Raw genomic sequence first — 23,944 nt, 5'->3', positions numbered from 1 at the left:
CGGTGATTCAGGCATACCGCAGTCATCAGATTTACGAGCGCTGCGCACTCGATCGCAGCCTCGTGCCTCGTCAGCGGCTACACAAGAAACGCCAACATGTAGTCGCTGACGAGTAACACGAGGCTGCGATCGGCGGCAAAGCCGTCGCAAAGCCATTCAACGCGGTGATTCAGGCATACCGCAGTCATCAGATTTACGAGCGCTGCGCACTCGATCGCAGCCTCGTGCCTCGTCAGCGGCTACACAAGAAACACCAACATGTAGTCGCTGACGAGTAACACGAGGCTGCGATCGGCGGCAAAGCCGTCGCAAAGCCATTCAACGCGGTGATTCAGGCATACCGCAGTCATCAGATTTACGAGCGCTGCGCACTCGATCGCAGCCTCGTGCCTCGTCAGCGGCTACAGGTTTTCAGCGCCTACAGGTTTGAAGGACTGTCAGGCGATTTGCGGCACGGTGAAGCGAAATTCGCTGCCTTCTCCCGGTTTGCTTTGGGCCAGGAGCTGGCCGCCGTGGGCTTTGATGATGCCTTGCGAGATGTACAGCCCCAAACCTGTGCCAGAAGCATTACCTTCTTTGGCCGTCCAATAGCGTTCGAAGATGTGAGGCAATTGCTCGGCCGGTATGCCCTTGCCCGAGTCGCGCACGCTGAACACGATGTCTTGGCCATTGGACATGGCCGCGACTCCGATTTTGCCTTGTGCCGGGGTGAACTTGATGGCGTTGCCAATCAGGTTGGACAGCACTTGAAACAAACGCTCGGGGTCAGCGTTGATCTTCAGGCCCGGCTCGGCATGGAAGGTCAGGTCCACGGACTTGTCCATCGCCAGCGGCGCCAACAGTGAAAGCGCTTCTTCAAAAATCTGACTCACGTCCAGTGGCTGCGGGGTGATGGTGTAGCGCCCGGCTTCTATCTTGGAGGTGTCGAGCAAGTCTTCAAGCAGCACGTTCATGCGGCTACTGGCTTGCTGCATGGTGTCGATGGCGGAGGTAATGCGCCGTGACGTGTGCGGGCCGTCGCTGCTGAAGGCTTTTTGCATCATGCCGCAGAGCATCGAGATGATGGTCATGGGGCTGCGCAAGTCGTGGGACACCACGGCCACCAGCTCGTCGCGGGCGCGCACGGCTTGCTGCTCGCGCACCACCTGGCGTGAGAGGTCGTTTTCCAGCGCCGAGCGGCGCAAGTCGTTGGCCGCGAACACGTCACCGTGGCTCCACTTGCTGGAAATACCATCCATTTCGACTTTCCAGAGTTCAAACGAGGTGCGCGGGCTCAAGCGCATGCCGGTGGCACTGGGCTCCAGGTTGAGTGGCTTGCTGGGGTCGCCACTCCACGGGATGCTCTCTTTCACTTCTGCGCGAAACCACAGCACCGCATTGTCGACGGGCTTGGGCAGGGTCATGGCCAGCAGACCGCTGGCGATGTCTTTGTACTGCGCGGCGGGCGTGTAAAGCGTCGACAGGCAGTGGGTGGAAAACACCGATTGCTGCGAGTCTTTGAACCACTGGTACAACGCGCGAATGTCATCGGCGGGCGGGCATTGGCCGTAGCGGCGCAGCACGTTGTCTTCCAGGATGGCCACACCGCTGGCGTCTGTCAGCGCCATGAGTTGTTCGGGCGCTTGGGCCAACCCGTCAAACACGGTGTTCGGGTTGCTGACCATGGCGGTGTTCAGGCGCTCCAGCGCGCCCATTTTGGCCTCGCGCTGGCGGCTGATTTCCAGGGTTTGCAGGGCGCTGATTTGCAACGACAACACCTGGCCGATGGTTTGGCAGGCCATGCGCAGCTCATGGGGCACGTGCAACGGCTGGCGATGCCCGCAACTGATCAAGCCCCATAGCCGTTCGCCGTCCATCAACGAGATGCTCATGGACGACAGCACGCCCATGTTTTTCATGTATTGGCAGTGAATCGGCGACACGCTGCGCAAGACGGCACCGCTCAGGTCCAGCGCCTCACAGGTATCGGGGCGCAGTCGCGGCACCAGTTCAACCGGCTGGTAGTCGGCGTTGGGGATAATGCGCAACCAGTGCGTGCGATACAGCTCGCGGGCTTGCTCCGGGATGTCCGAGGCGGGGAAGAACATGCCGTTGAACAGCTCCATCGAAGGCGAAGACGCTTCGGCGATCACCTGGCCATGACCTTCTTCTTGAAAACGGTAAATCAGTACCCGGTCGTAGCCGGTGAGCGCCTGGATTTCCTTGACGCAAATGTCGTACAGCGCGGGCAAGGTCTTGGCAGCTTGCAGGCGTTGCAACATGCGGCTCAGGTTGCGCAGTTTGGCCATCGTGTGATTGAACTCGACCTCGTCGGGTTTGAGTTCCAGCTCCAGCACCAGCACATTGTGTTCGCGGTGCAACAAACCCTCGTAGCGGATGCCTTGCAGGTTCAGCTCCAGCACGGGCACCTCCATCGGTTCGGCAACGCCTGCGGCCTGTTGCACCACGGCCGCTGCTTCAGGGCCGGTCAACATCGCCAGTGGCTGATCCAGCAGCGCATTGGCGTGCAAGCCAAACAACGCCTGGACGTTGGCACTGATTTGCTGGATACGCAGCTCGGGCAGCGACAGCGTGACGAGCAGGCCGTGGGGTTGGATGGCGCCCGGAAACCGGATGGGCTCATCGGCGCAATTATCCAGCAGGGCTTCAAACGCCTGAGCGTCGAGTGGATTCATATCAAAACCTCCTGACATTCGAGCCACTGCTCGAAACAGCTAAACGTTGAACAGGCAGCGTGTACGGCTTCGCGTTGAGCGTGCTCGTCGAGTTGTACGCTGCCCAAAAACGCCATGAATGTTTTCCAGCGCCGGCCGGTGTCTTCCCCGTAGACGTACAAAAATGAGCCGCCGCTGTGGGTATCAAGCCCCAAATGTTGGGCGATCTGTTTACGCAAAATATTGCCCCCCAGCGTAGCGCCTTCCAGCACATACAAAACCCCGAGTACGCAGGCTTCACTGTGCAGCGCTGGCAAGGTGTGGCAGCGGGGCAGTGCGCCGGGATCGTCCCCCAACGCCTGAAGGTCTTGCACCAGGGCCTGGGTTTTGAGTCGCGCTTGCAGGTCAAACCCTTCGGGGATAAACGCGCTATGGAGCAGTGCGTCTTCCAGGGGCTGATAAAACCCGAAGTAGGCGCTCAGCAAACGCGTGTAGTGCGCGCGGTCGAGCGTTGCCGAGAAAAAAGGCAAACGTTGCTCAAGCGCCACATGCAGGGTGTGCGTGCCGGTGCGCAGCGCGCTCAGGACGGCAGGCGTCAAAGGGGGGGAAGGGTCTTGTGGCATGCCGTGTAACCGGGCTCTCTGGGTGCGCATTAAATAAACGCTCATGGCTTTATGAAGCCAGGGGCTGAAAAAAGTGCAATAAATCTGTTTGGATTTTGTAGGGAAATTCTGGCAGATGACCTGCCGCTTGTGCGAATGCAATGGCACACGGCAGGATCAACGGCACATTTCAGGCTGCGGTTGTTTACGGGCCGCACATGCTTAAAGGAAACGTCATGCTTGAACTACGGCCTAATTGTGAGTGCTGTGATTGCGACCTGCCGCCCGACGCGGTTAACGCGCGGATCTGTTCGTTTGAATGCACATTCTGCGCGGCGTGCGCGGAGCTAAAGTTGGGCGGGCGCTGCCCCAATTGCGCAGGCGAATTGCTGGCGCGTCCGCGTCGGCCCGCCGACAAACTGGGCAACAGCCCTGCGTCGACCGTGCGGGTTCACACACCCGAAGGCCGCGTGTGCGGCACATGATTGCGAGGCTTTTTTAAATGCCTGGCCCGTGGCTGGGCAGGCGTGCCCGTCTACAGCGCGTTATCTTGCCCCAGTGCATCGACAGTGGCCTTGACCGCGCGCAAGGCGTGGCACAACAGAAAGGCTTGATGGGCGTCGATGCACAGCGTGCCGGTGGCGGCGGCGTCAAGGGTATGGGTGGCGGCAGACAACAACTCGCAGGCGCTGTGCAGGGCATGGGTGGCCCGGATATCGGCAGTGACACTGAACAGCAGAAGGTGCTGCTGAGCCGGGCCGGTTTCGTGGAAGGCGTGCGAGGTGGTGAGATTAGGCATGAATTTCTCCAGCTTTTCAGTGAGAGCTGCCACGGTCCTTCCTACGGGATTGGGTGGCAGCCATGTGCGGGGTAGGAATACCGGGAAAGTTGGCACCCGGCCAGACCGAAGTCTGCCCGCACACAGCTGCCATAGAGCGTTATCTCGGGCATAAAAAAACGCCAGAGGTACAGTCTTGGGCGCTACGCGCCAACTTTGCATCGGGTTCCTACGCCCGGCCACGGGATTGACCGTGACGCTGCGGACTTTATCCCTGGTCCCTGACTTGGCAAATTAGAACGTTGTAGTCGCTGCCGCAGGCTGCGAGAAGAGCCGAAGGGTCTTTGTGCCTCGGCGCCCGACGACCCTGGCAGACGCGATCGCAGCCTGCGGCAGCGACTACTAGGGCCGGTTGATGAAGGTGCCGGCCGTATCGTGCGCAAGTGCCCCGTCTAACAACCACCCCAAAGCAATCGGCCACAAGCTTTGCTGATACCGGCTATGGAAAAACGCGAAATGACCTATCGCGGTTTCACCGATGTCTGCCGGGTTTATCCGTAAATGTGTGCGCTCGCTGGCGCTGAAATAACGCAGCAAGCGCTCAGTGGCCGCCACGGTGCCAAAAGGGTCGTCGCTGAGGCTGATGGCGAGGGTGTTGGCCGTGACAGAGGCGAAGGGCAGGGAGTGGAGCGTGCGTGCGCTGGGCAGCCTTTCAAAGCGCGTGTTCATGGCGGCCCAGTCGTTGACCACGCCAGCGGGGGTGTCTTCGAGCCAGCCCAGGCGTTTGCCGGGGAAATACCCGCACAACCGCGTCAGCAGCGGCATGACCACGTGCCAGCGGGCGAACATGGGCCAGCGTTGCGCGGCGGCGTAATCGCGCCAATAAGCGAATTGCGCCCCCACCGTCACTAACCGCCGAACTCGCGAGGCACCCGCCGCCAGCCCCGCTGTGCAGCCGCCAAAACTGTGGCCGACCATATCAATCGGTTGGCCTGGGCATTCACGCTGGGCGCGCATGAGGATCGCGTGCGCGTCCAGCACGCCCCAGTCCGACCACGAGGCTTTAAACCCGCGCAATGAACCGCTGCGGGACACGCCGATGCCGCGATAGTCATACAGCATCACGTCCAGCCCGTGATTGAAGAGGTAGTCGGCAAAACGGGCGTAGTAGGTGCAGCGCACCGATGTGGCGGCGCTGATGATCACCACCGCGCGGGAGGGGTCGGGCACCCCGTGGCGCCACTCAAAACCGCCCAACCGATAACCGTCAGCGGCAGGCTCGAAGAACGCCCGGCTGACGGCTTGGCTGCGGATGTGCGTCAGTGCGTGCTCCGCGCACTGCGTTCGGCCAGCAAGCGCGAGGCTTCAACGTAGGCGGTCTGGAAGGCCGGGGTTTCGACCCACGCCAGCGCGCTGTCTTCGTCATCGCCATGCTCGCTCATGCGGAAGGCAATGAGCAGGCCCATCAGGAAATCGGTCGCGTCTTCTTCCTCTTCTTCGCTGATCACCAGCTCCAGCACCGGGTATTGCAGAAACACGCTGCACAGGGCTTGCAGGCTGATGGCTTCGGCGGCCTTCATGGCCTGAAACAGATCGTCGAAATCGGCGGGTTCGAAGCCGTTGTCTTTGATGTCCTGAAAGTCGAACGTGCTGAGGTCGATTTTGACGTCATCGAACGGGCTGTCGATCAGCGCAGACGCCGAGGCTTTGGCCGGTTTGCCGATGCGGTTTTGCTTGGCTTTGGTTTTGGCCCGCTGTGCGTGCTTGTGCTGTTTCTTTGGCGTTGCCATGAACGTGTCCTGTACGGGCTAAGACGGTTATTGAACCTCAGCTTTCGGGGATCACCAAGCGTGGATCGTGGATTGGGTCAATTATCGGGCTTGAAGCCGGGCAGGCCGTGGGCTTGGCATCAGTGTTTGAGGGTGTTGGCAAAACGCTTCCAGCCGCTCATTGAGCTTCTCTTCGCAAGCGCTTTTGTGTGCAGTACGCGTGTCTTGCACGAAACGAAAGAACTCGGCTTGGGTGAGTTCATTGTTTTTTATTCGTGGCGCGCGCTCTTATGCAGGTCTATGTGCAGTTTTGGCTCCCTGGGTCACGCAGCAGGGTGAGGCGGCACTAAATCGCGCCCAACAAAAAACCCGCACTGGGCGGGTTTTTTGTTTGCTTTGCGGTGGTGTAAACACCACATCAAAGCTGAATGTGGTGCCCAGAGACGGAATCGAACCGCCGACACGGGGATTTTCAATCCCCTGCTCTACCGACTGAGCTATCTGGGCAACGGGGCGCATTAGAAGCTTTTTTCGATAAGTCGTCAAACACTTTTTTGAAAAATATTTAATTATTACCGTCGCTTACGGACCAAACCCTTTAAAACCGGGGTTTATTCGCTTGGCGGAACATAGCCTTCTGCCTGCGCGTATTCTTCACCGCTGAAGAACTTGTCCATCTCGCCCTGCAAATATTTACGGTCTTGGGCGTTCATCATGTTCAAACGCTTTTCGTTGATCAGCAGGGTTTGGTGTTTTTGCCAGTCTGCCCAGGCTTTGGCCGAGACGTGATCGAAAATGTCCTGACCTTTGGCGCCCGGAAACGGAGGGCGTTCCAGCGCGGGCAGTTCTTCTTTGTACTTGCGGCACATGATGGTGCGGGTCATGACGACTCTCCTGCGTTCAATAGGTCGGCTGCGTGTTTGAGCAGTTTTTTGACCGGGGCCGCCAGGCCCAGGCGCGGCGGGGTGGCGAGGTTATACCAGAGCCAATCGGCCTCGGCCACGTGATGGCCAGCCTCCTTGACGTGGATCAGCCACGGCTCGATGGCCAGCTGGAAATGGCTGAAGGTGTGGGTCAGGCCGGGCATGGGGTGTTGCGTGCCCACCTTGAGTGAGTGTTGCAGCGCCAAATGCTCGACGTCGTTGAGGTCATCCAGCTCGGGCAGGCTCCACAAACCGCCCCACAGGCCGGTCGAGGGGCGACGGTAAAGCAGAATGGCGCCCTCGCCATTGGTCAGCATCGGCATCAACGTGCGCCTTTGCGGGATGGTTTTACGTGGTTTGGGGATCGGGTAGCGCGTCTCAAGGCCCAGTAAATGGGCTTCACAGCCGCTTTCAAGCGGGCAGAGCAAGCAGCTGGGTTTGCTGCGGGTACACAGCGTTGCGCCCATGTCCATCATGGCCTGGGTGTAGGCATTGACGCGCTCGTGCGGGGTAAAGCGCTCGGCAGTGGCCCACAGCTGTTTGGCCACCTTGGGTTCGCCCGGATACCCCTCTTGCGCGGTGTAGCGTGCCAGCACGCGCTTGACGTTGCCGTCGAGGATCGGTGCGCGCAGGCCCATGCTGATACTGGCAATCGCGCCCGCAGTGGATAGCCCGATGCCGGGCAGCTCCACGAGTTTTTCGACATCGCGCGGGAATTCACCGGCGTAGTGCTCGACGACGATTTTCGCGGTTTTCTGCAAGTTGCGGGCGCGGGTGTAGTAACCCAGCCCGGTCCACAGGTGCAGGACTTCGTCTTCGGGGGCGGCGGCCAGTGCTTGGACCGTGGGCAATGACGCCATGAACCGGTCGAAGTAGTTCAGCACAGTGCTGACCTGGGTTTGCTGCAACATGATCTCCGAGACCCACACCCGGTAAGGGGTGATGCCCTGTTGCCAGGGCAGGTCATGGCGGCCGTGGCGATCGAACCAGTCGAGCACCACGCTTGCGAACTGCTCATCTCTCATCGCTTGAACAGCCCCTTGAGGGCGTCTTTGAGTTCAGGGCTGATCTTGTCGCCGAGTTTCTCTTCAAGTTTGTCGCTGATTTTGTTGCCGGCCACTTTGGCGGCGACTTTACCCAAGCCCTCTTTGTCGAGGCGGCAGGCTTTGGCACCCAGTTCTAACGGGCCGCGGCAGCGCAGAGGCAGTTCGACTCCGACAAAGTTTTTGCCGACCTGGCAGGCCGGGTCAGGCATGGCGCCTTTGTCGCCTTCGACGGTGATGCCGATGCGGTAGTCCATGCCCAGCACGCGCAGGTCGATGTCGCCATTGCCTTTGACGGTCATGCCGGGGATGCGCACGATCATGTCCGGGTTGCTGGCCACGCCGTTACGGAAAATCAGGCTGCCCTTGAGTTCCTTGAACGGTGTGTCTTTGCCCCGTGGCGCGCCGCTCAGGGTTTTGCGGTTGAGTGTGGCAATGCCCTGGCACAGTTGCTGTTCGAGGTTGGCGTTGAGCAACACGCCGTCGTTGAGCACGAAGTTGGCTGTGCCGTTGAGGCTTTCAATCAGCGCGTTCTGGCTGTTGCCGCTGCCTGTCACGTTACTGTTGAGAGTCAACAAGCCGTTGATTGGAGGTTTTTGACCCTGGCTTTGCAGGATTTTTTCCACCGGTACGTTGTTGATGTGGGTTTGCAGGTTCACCAAGGGCAGCATCGGGCGCACATCGAGGCTGCCGTTGGCGGCGAAGTTGCCTTTGTACAAATCGCCGCGCAGGGTTTCGAGGGTCAGCAGGCCGTCTTTGCTGTTGGCCTTGAGCGCAGCGTTTTGAATCGGCAGTTGGCTCACGGTCAGTTGGCCAAAGCTGATGTCCGCCGTCAGGTCCAGTGCCTTGAGGCGCGTGACAGGAATCAGCTTGGCGGTGCTCCAGCCGCTTTTGGTCGGCGCAGCAGGCAGTGGCGTGTCGCCTGACGCGGCCAGGGCACCGGCTTCGCTCGTTTGCACTTGGGCCTGGCGTGCGGCAGTGGCGCTGGCGGCTTCTGCGGTTTTAGGCGGCAGGTAGCGATCTGCGTCGAACGTGTCACCTTTGAGCTGAATACGCAGGGCTTGTTTGGAGAAGTCTTCAACGGCCACGTGGCCGGTGAAGGTGCTGCCATCAAGTTTGAGGTTCAGTTCGTCGAAGGTCAGGCTCGAAGGTGTGCCTGACAGGCGACTGACCAGCTCAAACGTGCTCAGGCTGCCCGGTGCCATCGGCGGCAACGTGTGGCCGATGCTGTCGAGGAACTTGGCCAGATCAAGCTGGGCAATCGACAGGCCGCCACTGATTTGCGGGGTGGTATCCAGGCTGTGGGCCTTGAGTTCGCCCAGTGCTCGCAGTTGGTTGGCAGAGATCTTCAGGCTGCTCCATTCGGCGACGTTCGCTGCCAGATCAACCAGAAGTTGCCCTTGGGCTGCATAGGTGACGGTTTTGCCCTGTAACGGCTCGCCCGACGCTTCACCGGTGACTTTCATGTCTTCGAACTGGTAGCGCTTGAGCACGCGATCAAAGCGCAGTTTGCCGTCGACTTCGGTTTTGACCCGCATCACTGGCTTGTTGGTGCCCAGAAACGCAGTCAATTTGACCGGGGTGCTGGTGGCTTCGTGAATCGGGCCGGTGCTCAGTTGAATGCTTTCAGCGCTGAACTGCTGGCCGTTGCGCTCGTCGTTGTATTCCACCCGTGCGTTGTTCACGGTCAGGCTGTCGATATCGAGCTTGATCGGCTGGCTGGAGGTGTCGGGCTTGGCCTGCGGCGCTGGTTGCGTACTGGCTGGCGGTGTTTGAGCGCTGGCACTCGCAGGTGCGGGCTGGCCGATGTCTTGCCAATTGCCGTGGCCGTCTTTGTCACGGGTTAAACGCAGGTTCAGGCCTTCAACGCGTACGTCGCTCATTTGCACTTCTTTGCGCAGCAGCGGCAGCACGCGCACAGACAAACCGAGCATTTGCAAGTCAGCGAACGGTTTGGTCGGCGCCGCGAGGGTCGCTACGCTGGCGTCGTGCAGTTCCAGGCCGAGCCAAGGGAAGAGGCTCCAGCCAATGTCGCCATTGAGAGTCAGCTCAATGTGGGCTTTGTCACGGGCTATCTGGCGGATCTCGTCTTTATAGTCGTTGGGATCAAACAGATGGCTCAGGGCAAAGCCCAAAGCCACGATGATCAGCAACAATCCGAGAAGCACCAGACCCAGGATTTTGCCGAACGCTTTCATGGGCGGGTCCTTGTAGGTCTGTGTGAAGGTAAGTTTTAAAGTTAGCCGCAGAGTATAGCGCCACGTGTCGGCCGACTGGAGTTGGATACGTGGTGTGTCCACGTTCGGTGCATCACCTCTGCGCTACGCGGTGTAGACACCTGAAAAGATTTGAGCGCGAAAAATAGGATCAATTTTGCCGAAAAAGACCGCATCAGTTTGATCTTTCTCCCGCGACCCAATGGTAATCTGCGCCTGTTTTTCGGGCCGTCTGCGGCGCATTGTCGCGCCTGGAACTCAAGCCAATAACAAGACTGCGCGCTGCATGGCGCCAAAGTCGGGGGTTGAGTGTGCCTGGAAAGCTTTTTTATTCATGGGGGATACACCAATGAGCACCAGCACCGCTGCGGGCAGCCTTGCCTCACAGCCGGCGTTCCTGTCCAAGGAGCGCATCATCGCAAAACCCGGTTTTAATCGTTGGCTGGTTCCGCCTGCCGCGTTGGCCATCCACTTGTGCATCGGCATGGCCTATGGCTTTTCGGTGTTTTGGTTGCCGCTGTCCAAAGCGCTGGGCGTGACCGCGCCGGTGGCGTGCGCGCCGGACATGAGCTTTATCGCGCAGGTGTTTTCGTCGCAGTGCGACTGGCCGATTTCAATGCTCGGCTGGATTTACACCTTGTTCTTTATCTTCCTCGGCTGTTCGGCTGCCGTGTGGGGTGGCTGGCTTGAGCACGCCGGGCCGCGCAAGGCTGGCGTGGTGTCTGCGTTGTGCTGGTGTGGCGGCTTGCTGATTTCAGCGTTAGGCATTTATACCCACCAGATCTGGCTGATGTGGTTGGGTTCCGGGGTGATTGGCGGCATCGGGCTGGGCCTGGGCTACATTTCGCCGGTGTCGACCTTGATCAAGTGGTTCCCGGACAAGCGCGGCATGGCCACCGGTATGGCGATCATGGGCTTTGGCGGCGGCGCGATGGTCGGTGCGCCATTGGCCGCGGCCTTGATGGGCCACTTCGCCGGGCCGGATGGCGTGGGCGTGTGGCAGAGCTTTTTGGTGATGGCGGCGATTTATTTCGTGTTCATGATCGGCGGCGCGTTGTCGTATCGCGTGCCCCCGACCGGCTGGAAGCCTGAGGGCTGGACCGCACCTGCAAAAAAAGCTGCCAATGCGATGATCACCCAGCGTCACGTCCACGTCAGCGTGGCCTGGAAAACCCCGCAATTTGCGTTGGTGTGGCTGGTGCTGTGCCTGAACGTTTCGGCCGGGATTGGCATTTTGGGCATGGCCTCGCCGCTGTTGCAGGAAGTGTTTGCGGGCAAGTTGCTGGGCAATGACCTGACCTTCAGCCAACTGGACGCCGCGCAACTGGCACAAATCGCGGCCATTGCTGCCGGTTTCACCGGCCTGCTGAGCCTGTTCAATATTGGCGGGCGGTTTTTCTGGGCGTCGTTCTCGGACTACCTGGGGCGCAAAAACACCTACTTTGTGTTCTTTGCATTGGGTTTTGCGTTGTACGCGCTGGTGCCGAACTTGGGGCATTTGGGCAACGTGTCACTGTTTGTGGCAGCGTTCTGCATCATTTTGTCGATGTACGGCGGTGGCTTCGCCACCGTGCCGGCTTACCTGGCCGACCTGTTCGGCACCCAGATGGTCGGCGCAATCCACGGTCGCTTGTTGACGGCGTGGGCGGCGGCGGGAGTATTGGGGCCGGTATTGGTCAACTACCTGCGTGAATACCAGTTGAGCATCGGTGTTGAGCGTGCGGCTGCCTATGACATCACGCTGTACATTCTGGCGGGGTTGTTGGTGTTGGGCTTTATCTGCAACTTGCTGGTGCGTCCGGTGGCTGACAAATACTTCATGACCGATGCGCAGTTAGCAGCCGAGCAGGCGCTGGGGCATGACAAAGGGGCGGATGCCAGCACCTCGCTGGAATGGAAAGCCGCACCGGGCAGCTTGCCATTGACGGTCGCCGCCTGGCTGGCAGTGGGTATTCCACTGCTGTGGGGCGTGTGGGTCACGGTGCAGAAAACAGCGGTGTTGTTTCACTAAGGCTATCGCGCACCTGTAGCTATTGCCGGACGCGGCGTCCGATTGCGCAGCGATCGTAAAACCTGAGGGCGGCGAACAGAGCGCTCTGGTTTTACGACGGCTTCGCCGCCGGACGCCGCCTGCGGCAGCTGCTACGCGTCAGCGGGCATTCCGTCAGTCATATCGTGTTTCTGTTTGTCAGACCCGTGCCTATAATGGCCACCTTTTTCGCCCAATGATTTTGCGGAGCTGGTGATGGCCGAACGTAAGGCGTCAGTCGAGCGCGATACTCTGGAAACCCAGATCAAAGCCTCGATCAACTTGGATGGTACCGGTAAGGCCCGATTCGATATCGGTGTGCCTTTTCTTGAGCATATGCTCGACCAGATCGCCCGGCATGGGCTGATCGACCTGGACATCGAGTGCAAAGGCGACCTGCATATCGACGATCACCATACCGTCGAGGACGTGGGTATTACCCTCGGTAAAGCCTTCAACCAGGCCGTTGGCGACAAAAAAGGCATGACCCGTTACGGGCACGCTTATGTGCCGCTGGATGAGGCGCTGTCGCGTGTGGTCATCGACTTTTCTGGCCGCCCTGGCCTGCAAATGCATATCCCTTATACCCGTGCCACCGTGGGCGGTTTCGACGTTGACCTGTTTCAGGAGTTCTTTCAGGGCTTCGTGAATCACGCCAACGTGACGCTGCACATCGATAACCTGCGCGGTACCAATACCCACCACCAGATCGAAACCGTGTTCAAGGCTTTCGGTCGTGCGCTGCGCATGGCGATCACGCTGGATGAGCGCATGGCCGGGCAAATGCCTTCCACTAAGGGCGTGCTCTGATGCAGACCGTGGCGGTAATCGATTACGGCATGGGCAACCTGCACTCGGTGGCCAAGGCGCTGGAGCACGTGGGCGCCGGTCGGGTGCTGATTACCAGCGATGCCAACGTTATCCGTGAAGCGGACCGCGTGGTGTTTCCCGGTGTGGGCGCAATTCGCGACTGCATGGCGGAGATCCGTCGTATGGGCTTCGATTCGCTGGTGCGTGAAGTCAGTCAGGACCGCCCGTTTCTCGGCATCTGCGTGGGCATGCAAGCCTTGCTCGACAGCAGTGAAGAAAACGGCGGCGTGGACTGCATCGGTCTGTTCCCGGGGCAAGTGAAGTTCTTCGGCAAGGACCTGCACGAAGACGGCGAGCACCTCAAGGTGCCGCACATGGGCTGGAACCAAGTGCAACAGAAGGTCGATCACCCTCTGTGGCACAGCATCCCGGACTTGGCGCGTTTCTACTTTGTACACAGCTACTACATTGCGGCGGGCAATCCTCGCCAAGCGGTCGGTGGCGGGCATTACGGCGTCGACTTTGCGGCGGCGCTGGCCGAAGGTTCGCGCTTCGCGGTGCAATTCCACCCCGAAAAGAGCCATACCCACGGCTTGCAGTTGCTGGAAAACTTCGTGGCCTGGGACGGTCGCTGGTAATGGCGCCTCGCAAAAAGCCGCCGATTCTTACGCTCACCCCCGAGCAAGAGAACGAAGCCAACAGCAAGATCAAACGCTTTATGGAAGACCGTTTCGAACTGGACCTGGGTTCGTTCGAAGCGGCTGAAATCCTTGAGCTGTTCACGCGTGAAATCGCGCCGCATTACTACAATCGCGCGATTTTCGATGTGCAGGCGCACCTCAAAGAGAGGTTCGAGAGCATCGAAAGCGACGTGTGGGCGCTCGAAAAGAATTGATTTCCGAGTCACTGACTCCCGAATTTAAAGGTTTGCCAGATGCTGATTATCCCCGCTATCGATCTTAAAGACGGTGCCTGTGTACGTCTGCGCCAGGGCCGCATGGAAGATTCCACGGTGTTCTCCGATGACCCGGTGAGCATGGCCGCCAAATGGGTTGAGGGCGGTTGCCGCCGCTTGCACCTGGTCGACCTGAACGGTGCCTTTGAAGGCCAGCCGGTCAATGGCGAAGTGGTCACGGCGATTGCCAAGCTGTACCCGCATTTGCCGATCCAGATCGGCGGCGGGATTCGCTCGCTGGAAACCATCGAACACTACGTCAAAGCGGGCGTGAGCTACGTCATCCTGGGCACCCAAGCGGTGAAGAACCCTGAGTTCGTGGCACAGGCGTGCCGTGCCTTCCCCGGCAAAATCATCGTGGGTATGGATGCCAAAGACGGTTTCGTGGCCACCGATGGCTGGGCAGAAGTCAGCACCGTGCAAGTGATCGACTTGGCCAAGCGTTTTGAAGCGGATGGCGTGTCGGCCATCGTTTATACCGATATCGCCAAAGACGGCATGATGCAGGGTTGCAACGTGAGCTACACCGCAGCACTGGCGGCCGCGACCACCATCCCTGTGATCGCCTCGGGCGGCATTCATAACCTGGGCGATATCAAGGCCCTGATGGACGCCAAGGCACCCGGTATCGTCGGTGCCATCACCGGCCGTGCAATCTATGAAGGCACGCTGGATGTGGCCGAGGCGCAAGCCTTCTGCGACAGCTACAAGGCCTGAGGAGAACGTCATGGCGTTAGCCAAACGCATCATCCCTTGCCTGGACGTGGATAACGGCCGGGTGGTGAAGGGCGTCAAGTTCGAAAATATTCGCGATGCGGGCGACCCGGTCGAAATTGCCCGTCGCTACGACGAGCAAGGCGCTGACGAGATTACCTTTCTCGACATCACCGCCAGCGTCGATGGTCGCGACACCACGCTGCACACGGTGGAACGCATGGCCAGCCAGGTGTTTATCCCGCTGACGGTAGGCGGCGGCGTACGCTGTATTCAGGACATTCGCAACCTGCTCAATGCGGGCGCGGACAAAGTCTCGATCAATACCGCAGCGGTGTTTAACCCGGAATTCGTGGGCGAAGCGGCGCAGCATTTTGGTTCGCAGTGCATCGTGGTCGCCATTGATGCGAAAAAAGTCTCCCAGCCGGGCGAAACTCCGCGCTGGGAAATCTTCACCCACGGCGGGCGCAAGCCAACCGGCCTCGACGCAGTCGAGTGGGCGATGAAGATGGAAGGTTTGGGCGCCGGTGAGATCCTGCTGACCAGCATGGATCAGGACGGCATGAAGAACGGCTTCGACCTGGGCGTCACCCGTGCCATCAGCGATGCGCTGGGTATCCCGGTGATTGCTTCGGGCGGCGTCGGCAACTTGCAGCATTTGGCTGACGGCATCCTGGAAGGTCACGCCAGTGCAGTATTGGCGGCGAGTATTTTCCACTTTGGCGAATACACCGTGCCTGAGGCCAAAGCGTACATGGCTGAACGCGGGATCGTGGTGCGTTAGGCCGACGGTTGCAACTGTCAGCGTCCTTGGGTCAGGCGCTGACAGTGCGGCGCTGAGAGGGATAACAATCAACGGTAGGCGATGTTGTGCCTCGTGGGTGCTCGACATCGCCTACAGAGAAATTCGCGCGTAGTTTGAGGGGCTTAGTCTATGAAGTCATACACAGGCTCGAGCATCTCCTTGGTAAATACCCCTTTACCCGTATCCTCTATCAGCTTGAATGTTCCATCGGGATAAACAGTCACGCCCAGTGAGCTGGCTACGGTGACGGAGACACCTTCTCGATCTTTTAACAAGCTCATCAGTGGCCGTTGGTTATTCGTCGTTTGCCCAATGATAATCCCCATTCCGACAGTGGAGTGAGAGTTTATGCCGGCCACCATAATGACTTTTCCTCCACGCTCCAAAGAGTCTTCTAATGTGCTCAGCAGTTTTGAGGCATCTTCACCTATTAATCCCTGCTCCACGTTGCTACCGCTCAAGTGCATCAGTGTGCGTGTGCGATAAACTTTGCCATCCCAGTCCGTCAGAACCGCGATGGCCGAGCAATCGGTCAGACTGCGAGTAGTCAGTATTGATTCGTTGCCCTGGTTAAGGGTCTGCGAGTTCCCCATGAAAATATCAATTGGCTGTGATGTTTGTGCCGGGAGGGCAGGCTTTACAGGTGGCGGCTCAGGCAGTTTTCGTGCGCTCGTTTGCAATAGGGTGGAAGTGTTGTTGGGCTGGAAGTTTTTCAGCGGTGGCCCAAAGAGCTTTTCGGTTTTTGGGTCGTAGGCATATAAGACGCCTGAGTCATCGCGCTTTGCGAGCACTTTTAAGGGGTCGGCATTGTTGGCAGTTTTAATGCTTCCCTGGATAACGTCGGGTCTTTTGATCGTCGAAAGAAGGTCCGCACTATTGGCTCCACGACGAAGGAATTGGAAACCTTGATTGGCCAGGGATACCCCCGAATTCAACAGCTTTACTGCGCCGGAAAATAGCGCTTTCCCGCCGGAAAATGGGTTGGCTCCGCTGGCCGCAGCCCGGCCCAGGATATTCACCCCTTTTTTAAATTTGCTGGCCAGGCTGCCAGTGTGACCTGCCACTTTGGCTATTCCGCCTGCGGCTTTGGCGCCCACGAATAAAAATCCAAAGATGTCTTGCACCAGATTCTCATACCCGTCCCGAGTATTACCTTTTGAAAAGTTGTGAATGGCCGATGCGAAGGGGACGAGGATGCGTGTGAAGTTCTGGATTTTTTCAAAGTCAGTAACTTCGGTGTCCAAGGTAGTGAGGCCTTGGGTTTGTTCGAATAAATTCCGGCTGTCATTCGGGAAGAACTTATTCGACATGAGCTGGGCAATGTATTGCGTTCGGCTGCTGTTGAACGACTGGAGGGGCGCGTCGGTTTTTTGGGTGGACTCACGCTGGCGGCGTTCTGCGTCGCTTTTGCCGTGAACTTCATTTATCTCCTTATTTGAGTACGTCGTATAGTTTGAAAAGCTGTTGTTGTCCTTGGGCGGCAGTTTTGTCCACTCACCCTGCACCCCCGGCTTAAAGTTTGTGATGGGGCGAATAAAACCTTGTGGGGGGTTGATTTCGTAGTGGTAGGTTTTGCCGTTGTACTGGGTTTCTATAATTAAGCCACGGTGATGTTCGTCTATGCTCCGTTGAACGCCATGTCGCCCAGGTGTTGTATCATCAAAACCGTTTAGTCTGAGGCCACTGATCGAACTGGTGGCATTGTGTTGTTCATATACTTTAATGGCCCCAAACTCCAGCCGCTCACGATCTTTCAGAGGCAGTTGGGATATAAGGTGTCGAACGGAGATGGCGGTGGAATTTTTTTTCCCCTCATAATAATTTGAGAAGGATTGTTTGAAAGCCTCTTGAATATCGGGAATTTCATGGCGACGCAGTGCAATCGTGTCGACAGGGATTGAGGGGTCGGATGATTGATAAATACCACGGGCAAGTTCACCTGAAATAACAAGATCAATGATCGAGTAAGGGCCTTTTAGGTGGTTCCACTGGTCAATGGGGGTGAGGCATTTTTTCTTGAAGTCAATACCGTCTCCAAACTTTTCTTTTAATATCTTATCGGCCAGGTCTTCCCGTGTAAGCAACTCAGTGTCTTTAGCCGAAGACGCTTTTTCTAAGGCAATGAATCGCTCTTTGGCTTTTCCTCGTACGTGCTCAATCTGTGCATCGGTGTAGCGGTTGTTGTCGTTTTTCTTGAGGATGCCATCGTTGATCGCCCAATACATCATTGCCTGTAGAGAGGCCTGTTGTTCGACCTGTTTTTCGGCCGCTGTAATGGGCGAGATGTTGGCGTATTGCATGATTTTTTCGTAACTCATGTTCAACGCCTGGCCAGGCGCTTGCGCCTCTATTCGGGCAACGGCAGCCTTCAGGCTGATCCAGCTGGGTGAGCCGTAGGTCACGCTATCCGGGATCTCTTTTACCAGCAGTTCCGGCGCATGACGGGCTAATAACGCAAAGGCTCTGACAGGCGCAAAGTCAGCAGCGGGCGTTTCAGGATTCGCCAAGTGTTCAGTGAGTGCCTTGACCACCTCGCTCAGAGGTTTACCCCCGAGGTCGGGGCTTGAAAGATCAAAGCCTGCGACCTTGTTGGTGCTGTTGTCCGGGTCGAGGATGCTCTTTGCGTCGATACCTATGGCAATGGCGGTCATGGCCCAATCGTTAATGCTGGTCGCTGAGGGTGCGCCTTTGAATTGGGTTTGCAGGGCTTGACCCAATGCATAGGCTTCAGGGGTGTTGAGGAGGTTGGTAAGAAATGCACGTGGGTCGCTCAACTCTTCGGGCGACCATTGCCGTGACTGGGTCAGATAACCCAATGCATCTTTGCTGCGGCGCAGATATTCAAACTCCTCGAGCTCTATGGCGTTGTTTCTCACCGATGCCAGGATGTTTTTTTTCATCTCTTGGCTCAAAGGGGGCGCAGACCAGGACAGTCCCCCACCGAAGTTACCGTAGGGAGCAGATTGAAGCGGGGGGTGGGATAAGGCGTTTGCGAGGTTTTGAATATCAGCGACGTTTTGAGGCAGGATCCAGTCGTTGGCGAGAATACATTGCTCCAGGCTAATTTGCTTTCCAGCCATGGGCTCGCCATTGAGTTGCAGGGGAGAGTCGGCGGGCAGGGTAATGCGCGTATCTCGCAGGCTGTCGCTCGCTGAGGTGACTCTTTTCCAGTAAGCCGGGCTTTTAGAAAGTTCGGCAACGTTATTTGTTACTTTTGCTTGGGCATAGACATGTGTTTTTTCGATGACTTGTTTATATGCCTGTACGAGTGCGTTTTTAATTGCGATTTTAGTTGCGTCTGGAGCGTGGTACTCCTCATGCGTGGCCACAGACGCCCATTTTGATATGTTTCTCCACCCCGAGGTGGCTCCATTTTGAGTCCGTTGCCTGGAGGGGGAGGAGGCTGATGAAGAGGGTAATTCTTGATCTGTCTCAGGGTTCGGACTACGCCTGACTCGGGGCAAGGGTTCAGAGGCGAAAGGAGGGGCTTGGTGTGTTTCGTTGGACGGGGGCTCAGCGTGTGCATTATTCGCGGTGTTGAGTGCGGGACTCAGGGGTTTTTCGACTTTTTTTTCAGGCGATGTTGTTGGGTAAGGATGATGGGAAGCAGAGGGTGTGAGTGACGTGATCATTGAGGAACTCCGGTCTCATATTTTTGTGAATTTCACAGTTGAGTGGCGAAGTTATTGGTGGTTGTTCCAGAGTAAGAATCCCTGTTCTATGTCCGTCTATGAGTTTACGAATTTTGGTGTGCCGCGCTGTCTTCAGTAGAGCTGCCCTTATTGCTATTGCTATTGCTATTGCTATTGCTATTGCTATGGCTTTGACTGGCGGCGGTCTATAGCCCATCCAACGAGTTCTTAGGGAGTGGCCTATCACTTGAATGGTCTGAATTGCTCTGCGTTTTTTGATGCCCTCGCTGCCTGACGTTCGCTACATCAAGTGGGGTCGAGTCATCACACTTTTTTGCGCTTAATTCATGATTGTTTTCATTCATCGCGCCTTTCCAGAATGTCGACGTGTGTGGAAAGTTGTACGGGGCCGTCTTCCAGTGTAAGGGGACTCAGAGGCATGGGCCGTGGTGTATGAATAGGGCGTACTTAACGTAATCAATAAAAAATGGTGGACGGTAATAAACATAAGGTTGACCTGCGAATAAGTCGTTGTTTCTTTCCTTCAAAATCACTCGCGGCATTAAATCAGGTCAATGCGACGCGTTGAGTTAGTTAAATAGGGTTAGCGACGGATGCACGCTGGCAGCACGTAGAACCGAGTCAGTCTAAAGGCGACTGGACAGCATGGCGTGCTCGCGGCACTCTTGGGCACGCCATGGATTTAGGTAGCTCGTATGTTCAAACGTCTTTTGCCAGTCTTCGCCGGCCTTTCACTGCTGTTGGCGAATGCGGCCTCAGCCGCCGAAAGCTCGGCTTACTCGATGGTCTTGCTGACAGAGAATTTTCCGCCCTACAACATGGCGAAAAATGGCAAAAACTTTGCGCAAGACGAAAACATCGAAGGCATCGCCGTCGATGTACTGCGCGAAACCTTCAAACGGGCCGGTATTTCCTACAGCATGACCTTGCGCTTTCCATGGGAGCGCATTTATCACCTCGCCCTTGAAAACCCCGGCTATGGGGTATTTGTAACGGCGCGCGTGCCAGAGCGCGAAGCCCTGTTCAAATGGGTCGGCCCCATTGGGCCAGATGACTGGGTGCTGCTGGCACGCGGTGACAGCCCGATCAACGTCACGTCTCTGGAGAAAGCCAACCAATACCGCATCGGCGCCTACAAAGGCGATGTCATTGCATTGTCACTGGAGCAAAAAGGCCTGCGTCCGGTGATCGTGTTGCGCGATCAGGACAACGCGAAAAAACTGCAAGCCGGGCAGATTGACCTCTGGGCCACAGGCGATCCGGCGGGGCGTTTTTTAGCGCGTCAGGTCGGGATTTCAGGGTTCAAGACGGTGCTGCGTTTCAATCAGGCTGAGTTGTATCTGGCGTTGAATAAAGACGTGCCGGATGCGGTAGTGGCCAAGCTGCAAAAAGCGCTGAATGAGCTGCGCGCTGAAGGTGTGGTCGAAAAGATCGTTGCCAAGTACCTGTAACGCTCGAAAAAGCCGGTAGCGCAGTGATGGGTTTACGACCGGTTGCAGCTTGCGTGCCTTGGCAGCGCCTAGAGGGTATGTGCGGTGCTTATGGCTGGCGATACACGCCATTTTCACCATGCCCGGCCATCGCTTTGTTGCTGCGCACGCCGATCATTTGCCGAATGTCGATCCAGTCAATGCCTTGGGCTTTGAGCTTGGGCAGTTCACGTTCCAGCACGGCCAGGGTTTGCGGGTAGGGGTGGCCAATCATGACCGTCGAGCCTTGTTTCCTGGCCAGTTTGATGGCGGTTTCAAGTTGTGTGGTGATGGCTTGCTCGGTGCGTACGTCGTCCAGAAACACATCCCGCGAGACGCTGGCCAAACCAATTTTTTGTGCCTGGGCCGCCGCCACCGTTTGTGCGCTGGTACGGCTGTCGACGAAGAATTTGTGACGGCGCTGCAAGTCGCCCATCAGCCAGGCCATCGCTTGCGGCTGGGAGGTCATGCGGCTGCCCATGTGGTTGTTGATGCCACTGGTATAAGGCACGGCCTTGAAGGCCGCATTGAGGCGCTTTTCGAGTTCATCGACGGGTAAGTCGGGGTGCCAGGCAAACGGCCCCGTCGCCGGGTCCATAGGCATGTGCAGGATTACGATTTTCCCGGCTTTGTACGCTTCACGGGCAAATTGGGCCGCGTGCGGGGTGTCGGGCATCACGGCCGCAGTGACCGGGCCGGGCAAGCCCAGCACACGGCGATCGCGTGGCAGGTTTTGCCCCAGGTCATCAATGATCAGGCTCAAATAAGCCTTGTGCGGGGCGGCTGGAGGGCTGGCCGGCGCCGCGTGGGCGGCCCCGGTCAGGCAGCAAAGCAGGCTGATGAGCAGCGAAAAACGCATCTCAATTGCCGCGCGTAATGCTCAGGCCCTTGAGCAGGCTCAGGGCCTGGCTCAACTGGAAGTCGTCATCCTGTGGCATTGGCTTGGCTTTAGGGCTGGAACCCGTTGGCTTGTCGGCACCGCCATTGCCATTGCCCAAGTGACCTTGCAGGTCGGCCTCTTTGAAGTACTCGGTGTCTTGCTCGCGGGTGATTTTGGCGCGGCTGACTTCGATGTCCGGCACGATACCCTGCGCCTGAATCGAGCGCCCGTTGGGCGTGAAGTACAGCGCGGTGGTGATTTTCAGGGCGCGGTCATTGTTCAGTGGCAGTACGGTTTGTACCGAACCCTTACCGAAACTGGTGGTGCCCATCACCACGCCGCGTTTTTGGTCTTGCAAGGCACCGGCGACAATTTCTGAGGCCGAGGCGCTGCCACCGTTGATCAACACCACCAGCGGTACGTTCTCGCTGAGGTCTTTACCGGTGGCCGAGAAACGCAATTCGGAATTGGCGATCCGGCCTTTGGTGTAAACGATCAGCCCTTTGGTGATGAAGTGGTCGACCACTTCAACGGCCGATTGCAGCACGCCGCCGGGGTTGTTGCGCAGGTCGAGGATGATGCCCTTGAGCTTCTTGTTACCGTTTTCGCGGCGCAACTTGGACAGGGCTGAGGCGACTTCTTCGCCGGTCTTGACCTGGAACTGGGTGATGCGGATATAACCGTAGCCGTCTTCGAGCAGCTGAGACTTAACGCTTTTGACCTGAATATTGGCGCGGGTCAGGGTCACATCAAACGGTGTGCCGCCATTGCGTACCAACGTAAGCGTGATTTTTTGCCCGACTTTGCCACGCATTTTGTCCACGGCTTCGGTCATGGTCAGGCCGCGTGTGGGCTGGCCATTGATCTTGACGATAAAGTCGCCGGCCTGGATGCCGGCTTTGCTGGCAGGCGTGTCGTCGATCGGCGAGACAATCTTGATATTGCCGTCTTCGGTGCCGACTTCGATCCCCAGCCCGCCAAATTCGCCGCTGGTGCTTTCTTGCAGCTCGGCGAAGTCTTCAGGGCCCAGATACGCGGAGTGCGGGTCGAGGTTGCTGAGCATGCCTTTGATGGCGTTCTCCAGCAGGGTTTTATCGTCGACCGGTTCAACATACGCCGCCTTGATTCGGTCCATGACCTCGGCGAAGGTGCGCAGCTCATCCAGTGGCAGCGGGGCCTTGGCGCTGGCTGCGGCGACTGGCTGGGCGGCTTGCCCGGCGGCCAGTGCCAAAGGCGCGGCAATCACCAGGGCGATCGTCAGGGCCAGCGAGTTGAGGCGGGACAAATGCGGCATGTTGAACGAACTCCTACGTATTAAAGGTGATGGGCTCATCCTTGAGCACGGCACCATTGTGCAGGGTCGCTGGGGCGGCCCTGCTGACGAATAGCAAAATACAGCGCCGCAGTGGCTTGGCCACCGCTGTTGCCCACGGTGGAAATCACTTCCCCGGCTTTAACAATGTCGCCGGCAGACTTGAGCAGTGTCTGGTTGTGGCCATACAAGCTCAGGTAGCCGTTGCCGTGGTCCAGAATCACCAGTTGGCCAGCGCCGCGCAGCCAGTCGGCAAACACCACGCGACCGCCGTGTACAGCGTGCACTTGGGTGCCTGCGCCGGCACTGATCATGACCCCATCCCACTTGGTACGGGCATCATCGCCGCGGGTTTCACCAAAGCGTGCAAGCAGTCGACCATCAACTGGCCAAGGAAGTTTTCCCCGCGCCTGAGAAAAAGGCCCGCCGTATGAAACGCCGGCGCTTGAAACCAATGCGCCGGGTGTGGATTTGACGGGTTTACGCGGGGCGTCGGTCACAACCGATTCAGCTTCGCGTTGGCGTTTGCGCTCGGCTTCTTGTTGAGCGAGCAGGGCTTTTTGGCGCGCGGCTTCGGCTTCGCGAGCCTGGCGTGCCAGTGTTTCTTCAATGGTCTTGAGGACTTTAGCCAGATCGGCCTGATCCTGCTCGCGGGCCTGCAATTTTTGGTCGCGGTCTTTGACGTCGGTACTGAGCTTGGCCAGCACTTGCTGACGTTCAGCCTTCACTTTGTCGAGTTCGGCGCGCTGGCTGTCCAGGCTGCTTTTTTGCGTCAGCAACTGGGCCTGTTGCAGGTTGATATCCGCTTCGACGTTGGCCAGTTGGCGCAGGGTTTCATTGAACCCCTTGAGCTGCTCCAGGCGGGCCTGGCTCAGGTAGTCGTAATAGGTGAGGGTGCGGGCGAACTTTTCTGGGTTTTGTTGGTTGAGCAGCATTTTCAGGTATTCCTGACGACCGCCCTGATACGCGGCACGGGCCTGAATGGCGATCAGGCGTTGCTGTTCAACTTTTGCGCTGTTGAGTTTTTTTTTCTCACTATCAAGGCGCAGCAGCTCGCCTTCACTCTTTTTTAGTTCTTTTTGCAGTTCCTCCACCTGTTTTTCCAGCTTGCCGATTTCGGTCTCGGTGCCGCGCAGGTCTTTTTGCACGCCGGACTTTTCTGCCTGGAGTTTGCCGAGGAGCTTTTTCAGCTCGCCGATATCCTGGCGCGTGGCGTCGAGCTGTTGTTGGGTTTGCGCGCGCTCATCGGCAAAGGCCGGTTGCAGCAGGCACGTGAGAGTCAGGGCTATAAGGGCGCGGAGCATGGGGCGGGCGACACCTGGGGAATGGGAC

General features: G+C 57.9%; 20 protein-coding genes and 1 tRNA gene. 8 read left to right on the top strand and 13 right to left on the bottom strand.

All coding sequences use genetic code 11. The annotated features are described in order from the left end of the window. Positions 1–437 precede the first annotated feature (437 nt). Positions 438–2,675 carry an ATP-binding protein gene (locus tag AP059_RS02480; RefSeq protein ID WP_059761748.1) on the bottom strand — a complete coding sequence of 746 codons (2,238 nt, stop codon included), beginning with the start codon at positions 2,673–2,675 and terminating at the stop codon, positions 438–440. Continuing rightward, a complete protein-coding gene (locus AP059_RS02475) occupies positions 2,672–3,277 on the bottom strand; it encodes a biliverdin-producing heme oxygenase (RefSeq protein WP_059761747.1) in 606 nt (201 codons plus the stop codon). The genes AP059_RS02480 and AP059_RS02475 overlap by 4 nt, the downstream gene beginning before the upstream one ends. A 215-nt stretch (positions 3,278–3,492) precedes the next feature. Here AP059_RS02475 and AP059_RS21875 point away from each other — a divergent pair, with 215 nt between their 5' ends. Beyond that, entirely contained in the window at positions 3,493–3,741 is a 249-nt protein-coding gene (locus AP059_RS21875; protein WP_082706727.1) for a DUF1272 domain-containing protein, read from the top strand. A 50-nt stretch (positions 3,742–3,791) separates the two neighbouring features. Here the strand turns inward: AP059_RS21875 and AP059_RS02470 are convergent, their stop codons facing one another. The 7 genes from AP059_RS02470 to AP059_RS02440 all read right to left on the bottom strand — a co-directional run bounded on the left by AP059_RS02470 (position 3,792) and on the right by AP059_RS02440 (position 9,967). After that, positions 3,792–4,055, bottom strand: coding sequence for a hypothetical protein (locus AP059_RS02470; protein ID WP_059761746.1), 264 nt, complete (start codon positions 4,053–4,055; stop codon positions 3,792–3,794). Between the two features lie 381 nt (positions 4,056–4,436). Continuing rightward, positions 4,437–5,348 (bottom strand): alpha/beta hydrolase family protein, encoded by a 912-nt coding sequence (locus tag AP059_RS02465; protein ID WP_059761745.1) that lies wholly within the window; start codon positions 5,346–5,348, stop codon positions 4,437–4,439. A gap of 5 nt (positions 5,349–5,353) precedes the next feature. After that, entirely contained in the window at positions 5,354–5,824 is a 471-nt protein-coding gene (locus AP059_RS02460; RefSeq protein ID WP_059761744.1) for a hypothetical protein, read from the bottom strand. 410 nt (positions 5,825–6,234) lie between these two features. Continuing rightward, positions 6,235–6,310: transfer RNA gene (locus AP059_RS02455), tRNA-Phe, on the bottom strand. 104 nt (positions 6,311–6,414) lie between these two features. Then, positions 6,415–6,687, bottom strand: a complete 273-nt coding sequence (locus AP059_RS02450; protein WP_048364633.1) for an oxidative damage protection protein — start codon at positions 6,685–6,687, stop codon at positions 6,415–6,417. After that, the gene (mutY, locus tag AP059_RS02445; protein ID WP_059761743.1) at positions 6,684–7,751 is read right to left on the bottom strand and encodes an A/G-specific adenine glycosylase; all 1,068 of its coding nucleotides are present in this window, start codon (positions 7,749–7,751) and stop codon (positions 6,684–6,686) included. The genes AP059_RS02450 and mutY overlap by 4 nt, the downstream gene beginning before the upstream one ends. Next, the gene (locus AP059_RS02440) at positions 7,748–9,967 is read right to left on the bottom strand and encodes an AsmA family protein (protein WP_059761742.1); all 2,220 of its coding nucleotides are present in this window, start codon (positions 9,965–9,967) and stop codon (positions 7,748–7,750) included. The genes mutY and AP059_RS02440 overlap by 4 nt, the downstream gene beginning before the upstream one ends. A gap of 367 nt (positions 9,968–10,334) precedes the next feature. Between AP059_RS02440 and AP059_RS02435 the strand changes: the two genes are divergently transcribed. The 6 genes from AP059_RS02435 to hisF all read left to right on the top strand — a co-directional run bounded on the left by AP059_RS02435 (position 10,335) and on the right by hisF (position 15,277). Continuing rightward, positions 10,335–11,996 carry an OFA family MFS transporter gene (locus tag AP059_RS02435; protein WP_059761741.1) on the top strand — a complete coding sequence of 554 codons (1,662 nt, stop codon included), beginning with the start codon at positions 10,335–10,337 and terminating at the stop codon, positions 11,994–11,996. A 234-nt stretch (positions 11,997–12,230) separates the two neighbouring features. Next, on the top strand, positions 12,231–12,824 hold the full coding sequence (hisB, locus tag AP059_RS02430; protein WP_019411757.1) for an imidazoleglycerol-phosphate dehydratase HisB: 594 nt from the start codon (positions 12,231–12,233) through the stop codon (positions 12,822–12,824). After that, a complete protein-coding gene (hisH, locus tag AP059_RS02425; protein ID WP_059761740.1) occupies positions 12,824–13,462 on the top strand; it encodes an imidazole glycerol phosphate synthase subunit HisH in 639 nt (212 codons plus the stop codon). Before hisB ends, hisH begins: the two co-directional genes overlap by 1 nt. Then, positions 13,462–13,719 carry a DUF2164 domain-containing protein gene (locus AP059_RS02420; protein WP_048364627.1) on the top strand — a complete coding sequence of 86 codons (258 nt, stop codon included), beginning with the start codon at positions 13,462–13,464 and terminating at the stop codon, positions 13,717–13,719. Before hisH ends, AP059_RS02420 begins: the two co-directional genes overlap by 1 nt. Before the next feature lie 39 nt (positions 13,720–13,758). Continuing rightward, positions 13,759–14,496, top strand: coding sequence for a 1-(5-phosphoribosyl)-5-[(5-phosphoribosylamino)methylideneamino]imidazole-4-carboxamide isomerase (gene hisA, locus AP059_RS02415; protein ID WP_059761739.1), 738 nt, complete (start codon positions 13,759–13,761; stop codon positions 14,494–14,496). Between the two features lie 10 nt (positions 14,497–14,506). Continuing rightward, entirely contained in the window at positions 14,507–15,277 is a 771-nt protein-coding gene (hisF, locus tag AP059_RS02410; protein ID WP_048400703.1) for an imidazole glycerol phosphate synthase subunit HisF, read from the top strand. A 143-nt stretch (positions 15,278–15,420) separates the two neighbouring features. Here the strand turns inward: hisF and AP059_RS02405 are convergent, their stop codons facing one another. Then, the gene (locus AP059_RS02405) at positions 15,421–18,627 is read right to left on the bottom strand and encodes a hypothetical protein (protein WP_059761738.1); all 3,207 of its coding nucleotides are present in this window, start codon (positions 18,625–18,627) and stop codon (positions 15,421–15,423) included. A 1,019-nt stretch (positions 18,628–19,646) separates the two neighbouring features. Between AP059_RS02405 and AP059_RS02400 the strand changes: the two genes are divergently transcribed. Further along, positions 19,647–20,402, top strand: coding sequence for a substrate-binding periplasmic protein (locus AP059_RS02400; RefSeq protein ID WP_059761737.1), 756 nt, complete (start codon positions 19,647–19,649; stop codon positions 20,400–20,402). An 88-nt stretch (positions 20,403–20,490) separates the two neighbouring features. Here AP059_RS02400 and AP059_RS02395 read toward each other — a convergent pair whose 3' ends face one another. From AP059_RS02395 to AP059_RS02385, 3 genes are read right to left on the bottom strand one after another with little or no spacing between them, the layout of a single operon-like run. Continuing rightward, the gene (locus AP059_RS02395) at positions 20,491–21,279 is read right to left on the bottom strand and encodes a divergent polysaccharide deacetylase family protein (RefSeq protein WP_059761736.1); all 789 of its coding nucleotides are present in this window, start codon (positions 21,277–21,279) and stop codon (positions 20,491–20,493) included. A 1-nt stretch (position 21,280) separates the two neighbouring features. Then, positions 21,281–22,594: a S41 family peptidase gene (locus AP059_RS02390; protein ID WP_059761735.1), complete on the bottom strand. Its 1,314-nt coding sequence runs from the start codon at positions 22,592–22,594 to the stop codon at positions 21,281–21,283. A 35-nt stretch (positions 22,595–22,629) separates the two neighbouring features. Further along, complete coding sequence (locus AP059_RS02385) at positions 22,630–23,916, bottom strand: murein hydrolase activator EnvC family protein (protein ID WP_059761734.1); 1,287 nt, start codon at positions 23,914–23,916, stop codon at positions 22,630–22,632. Positions 23,917–23,944 lie beyond the last annotated feature (28 nt).

This window comes from Pseudomonas sp. TAA207 (assembly GCF_001529285.1).
Lineage (GTDB): Bacteria > Pseudomonadota > Gammaproteobacteria > Pseudomonadales > Pseudomonadaceae > Aquipseudomonas > Aquipseudomonas weihenstephanensis.
This window is presented reverse-complemented; position numbering and strand designations above follow the sequence as displayed.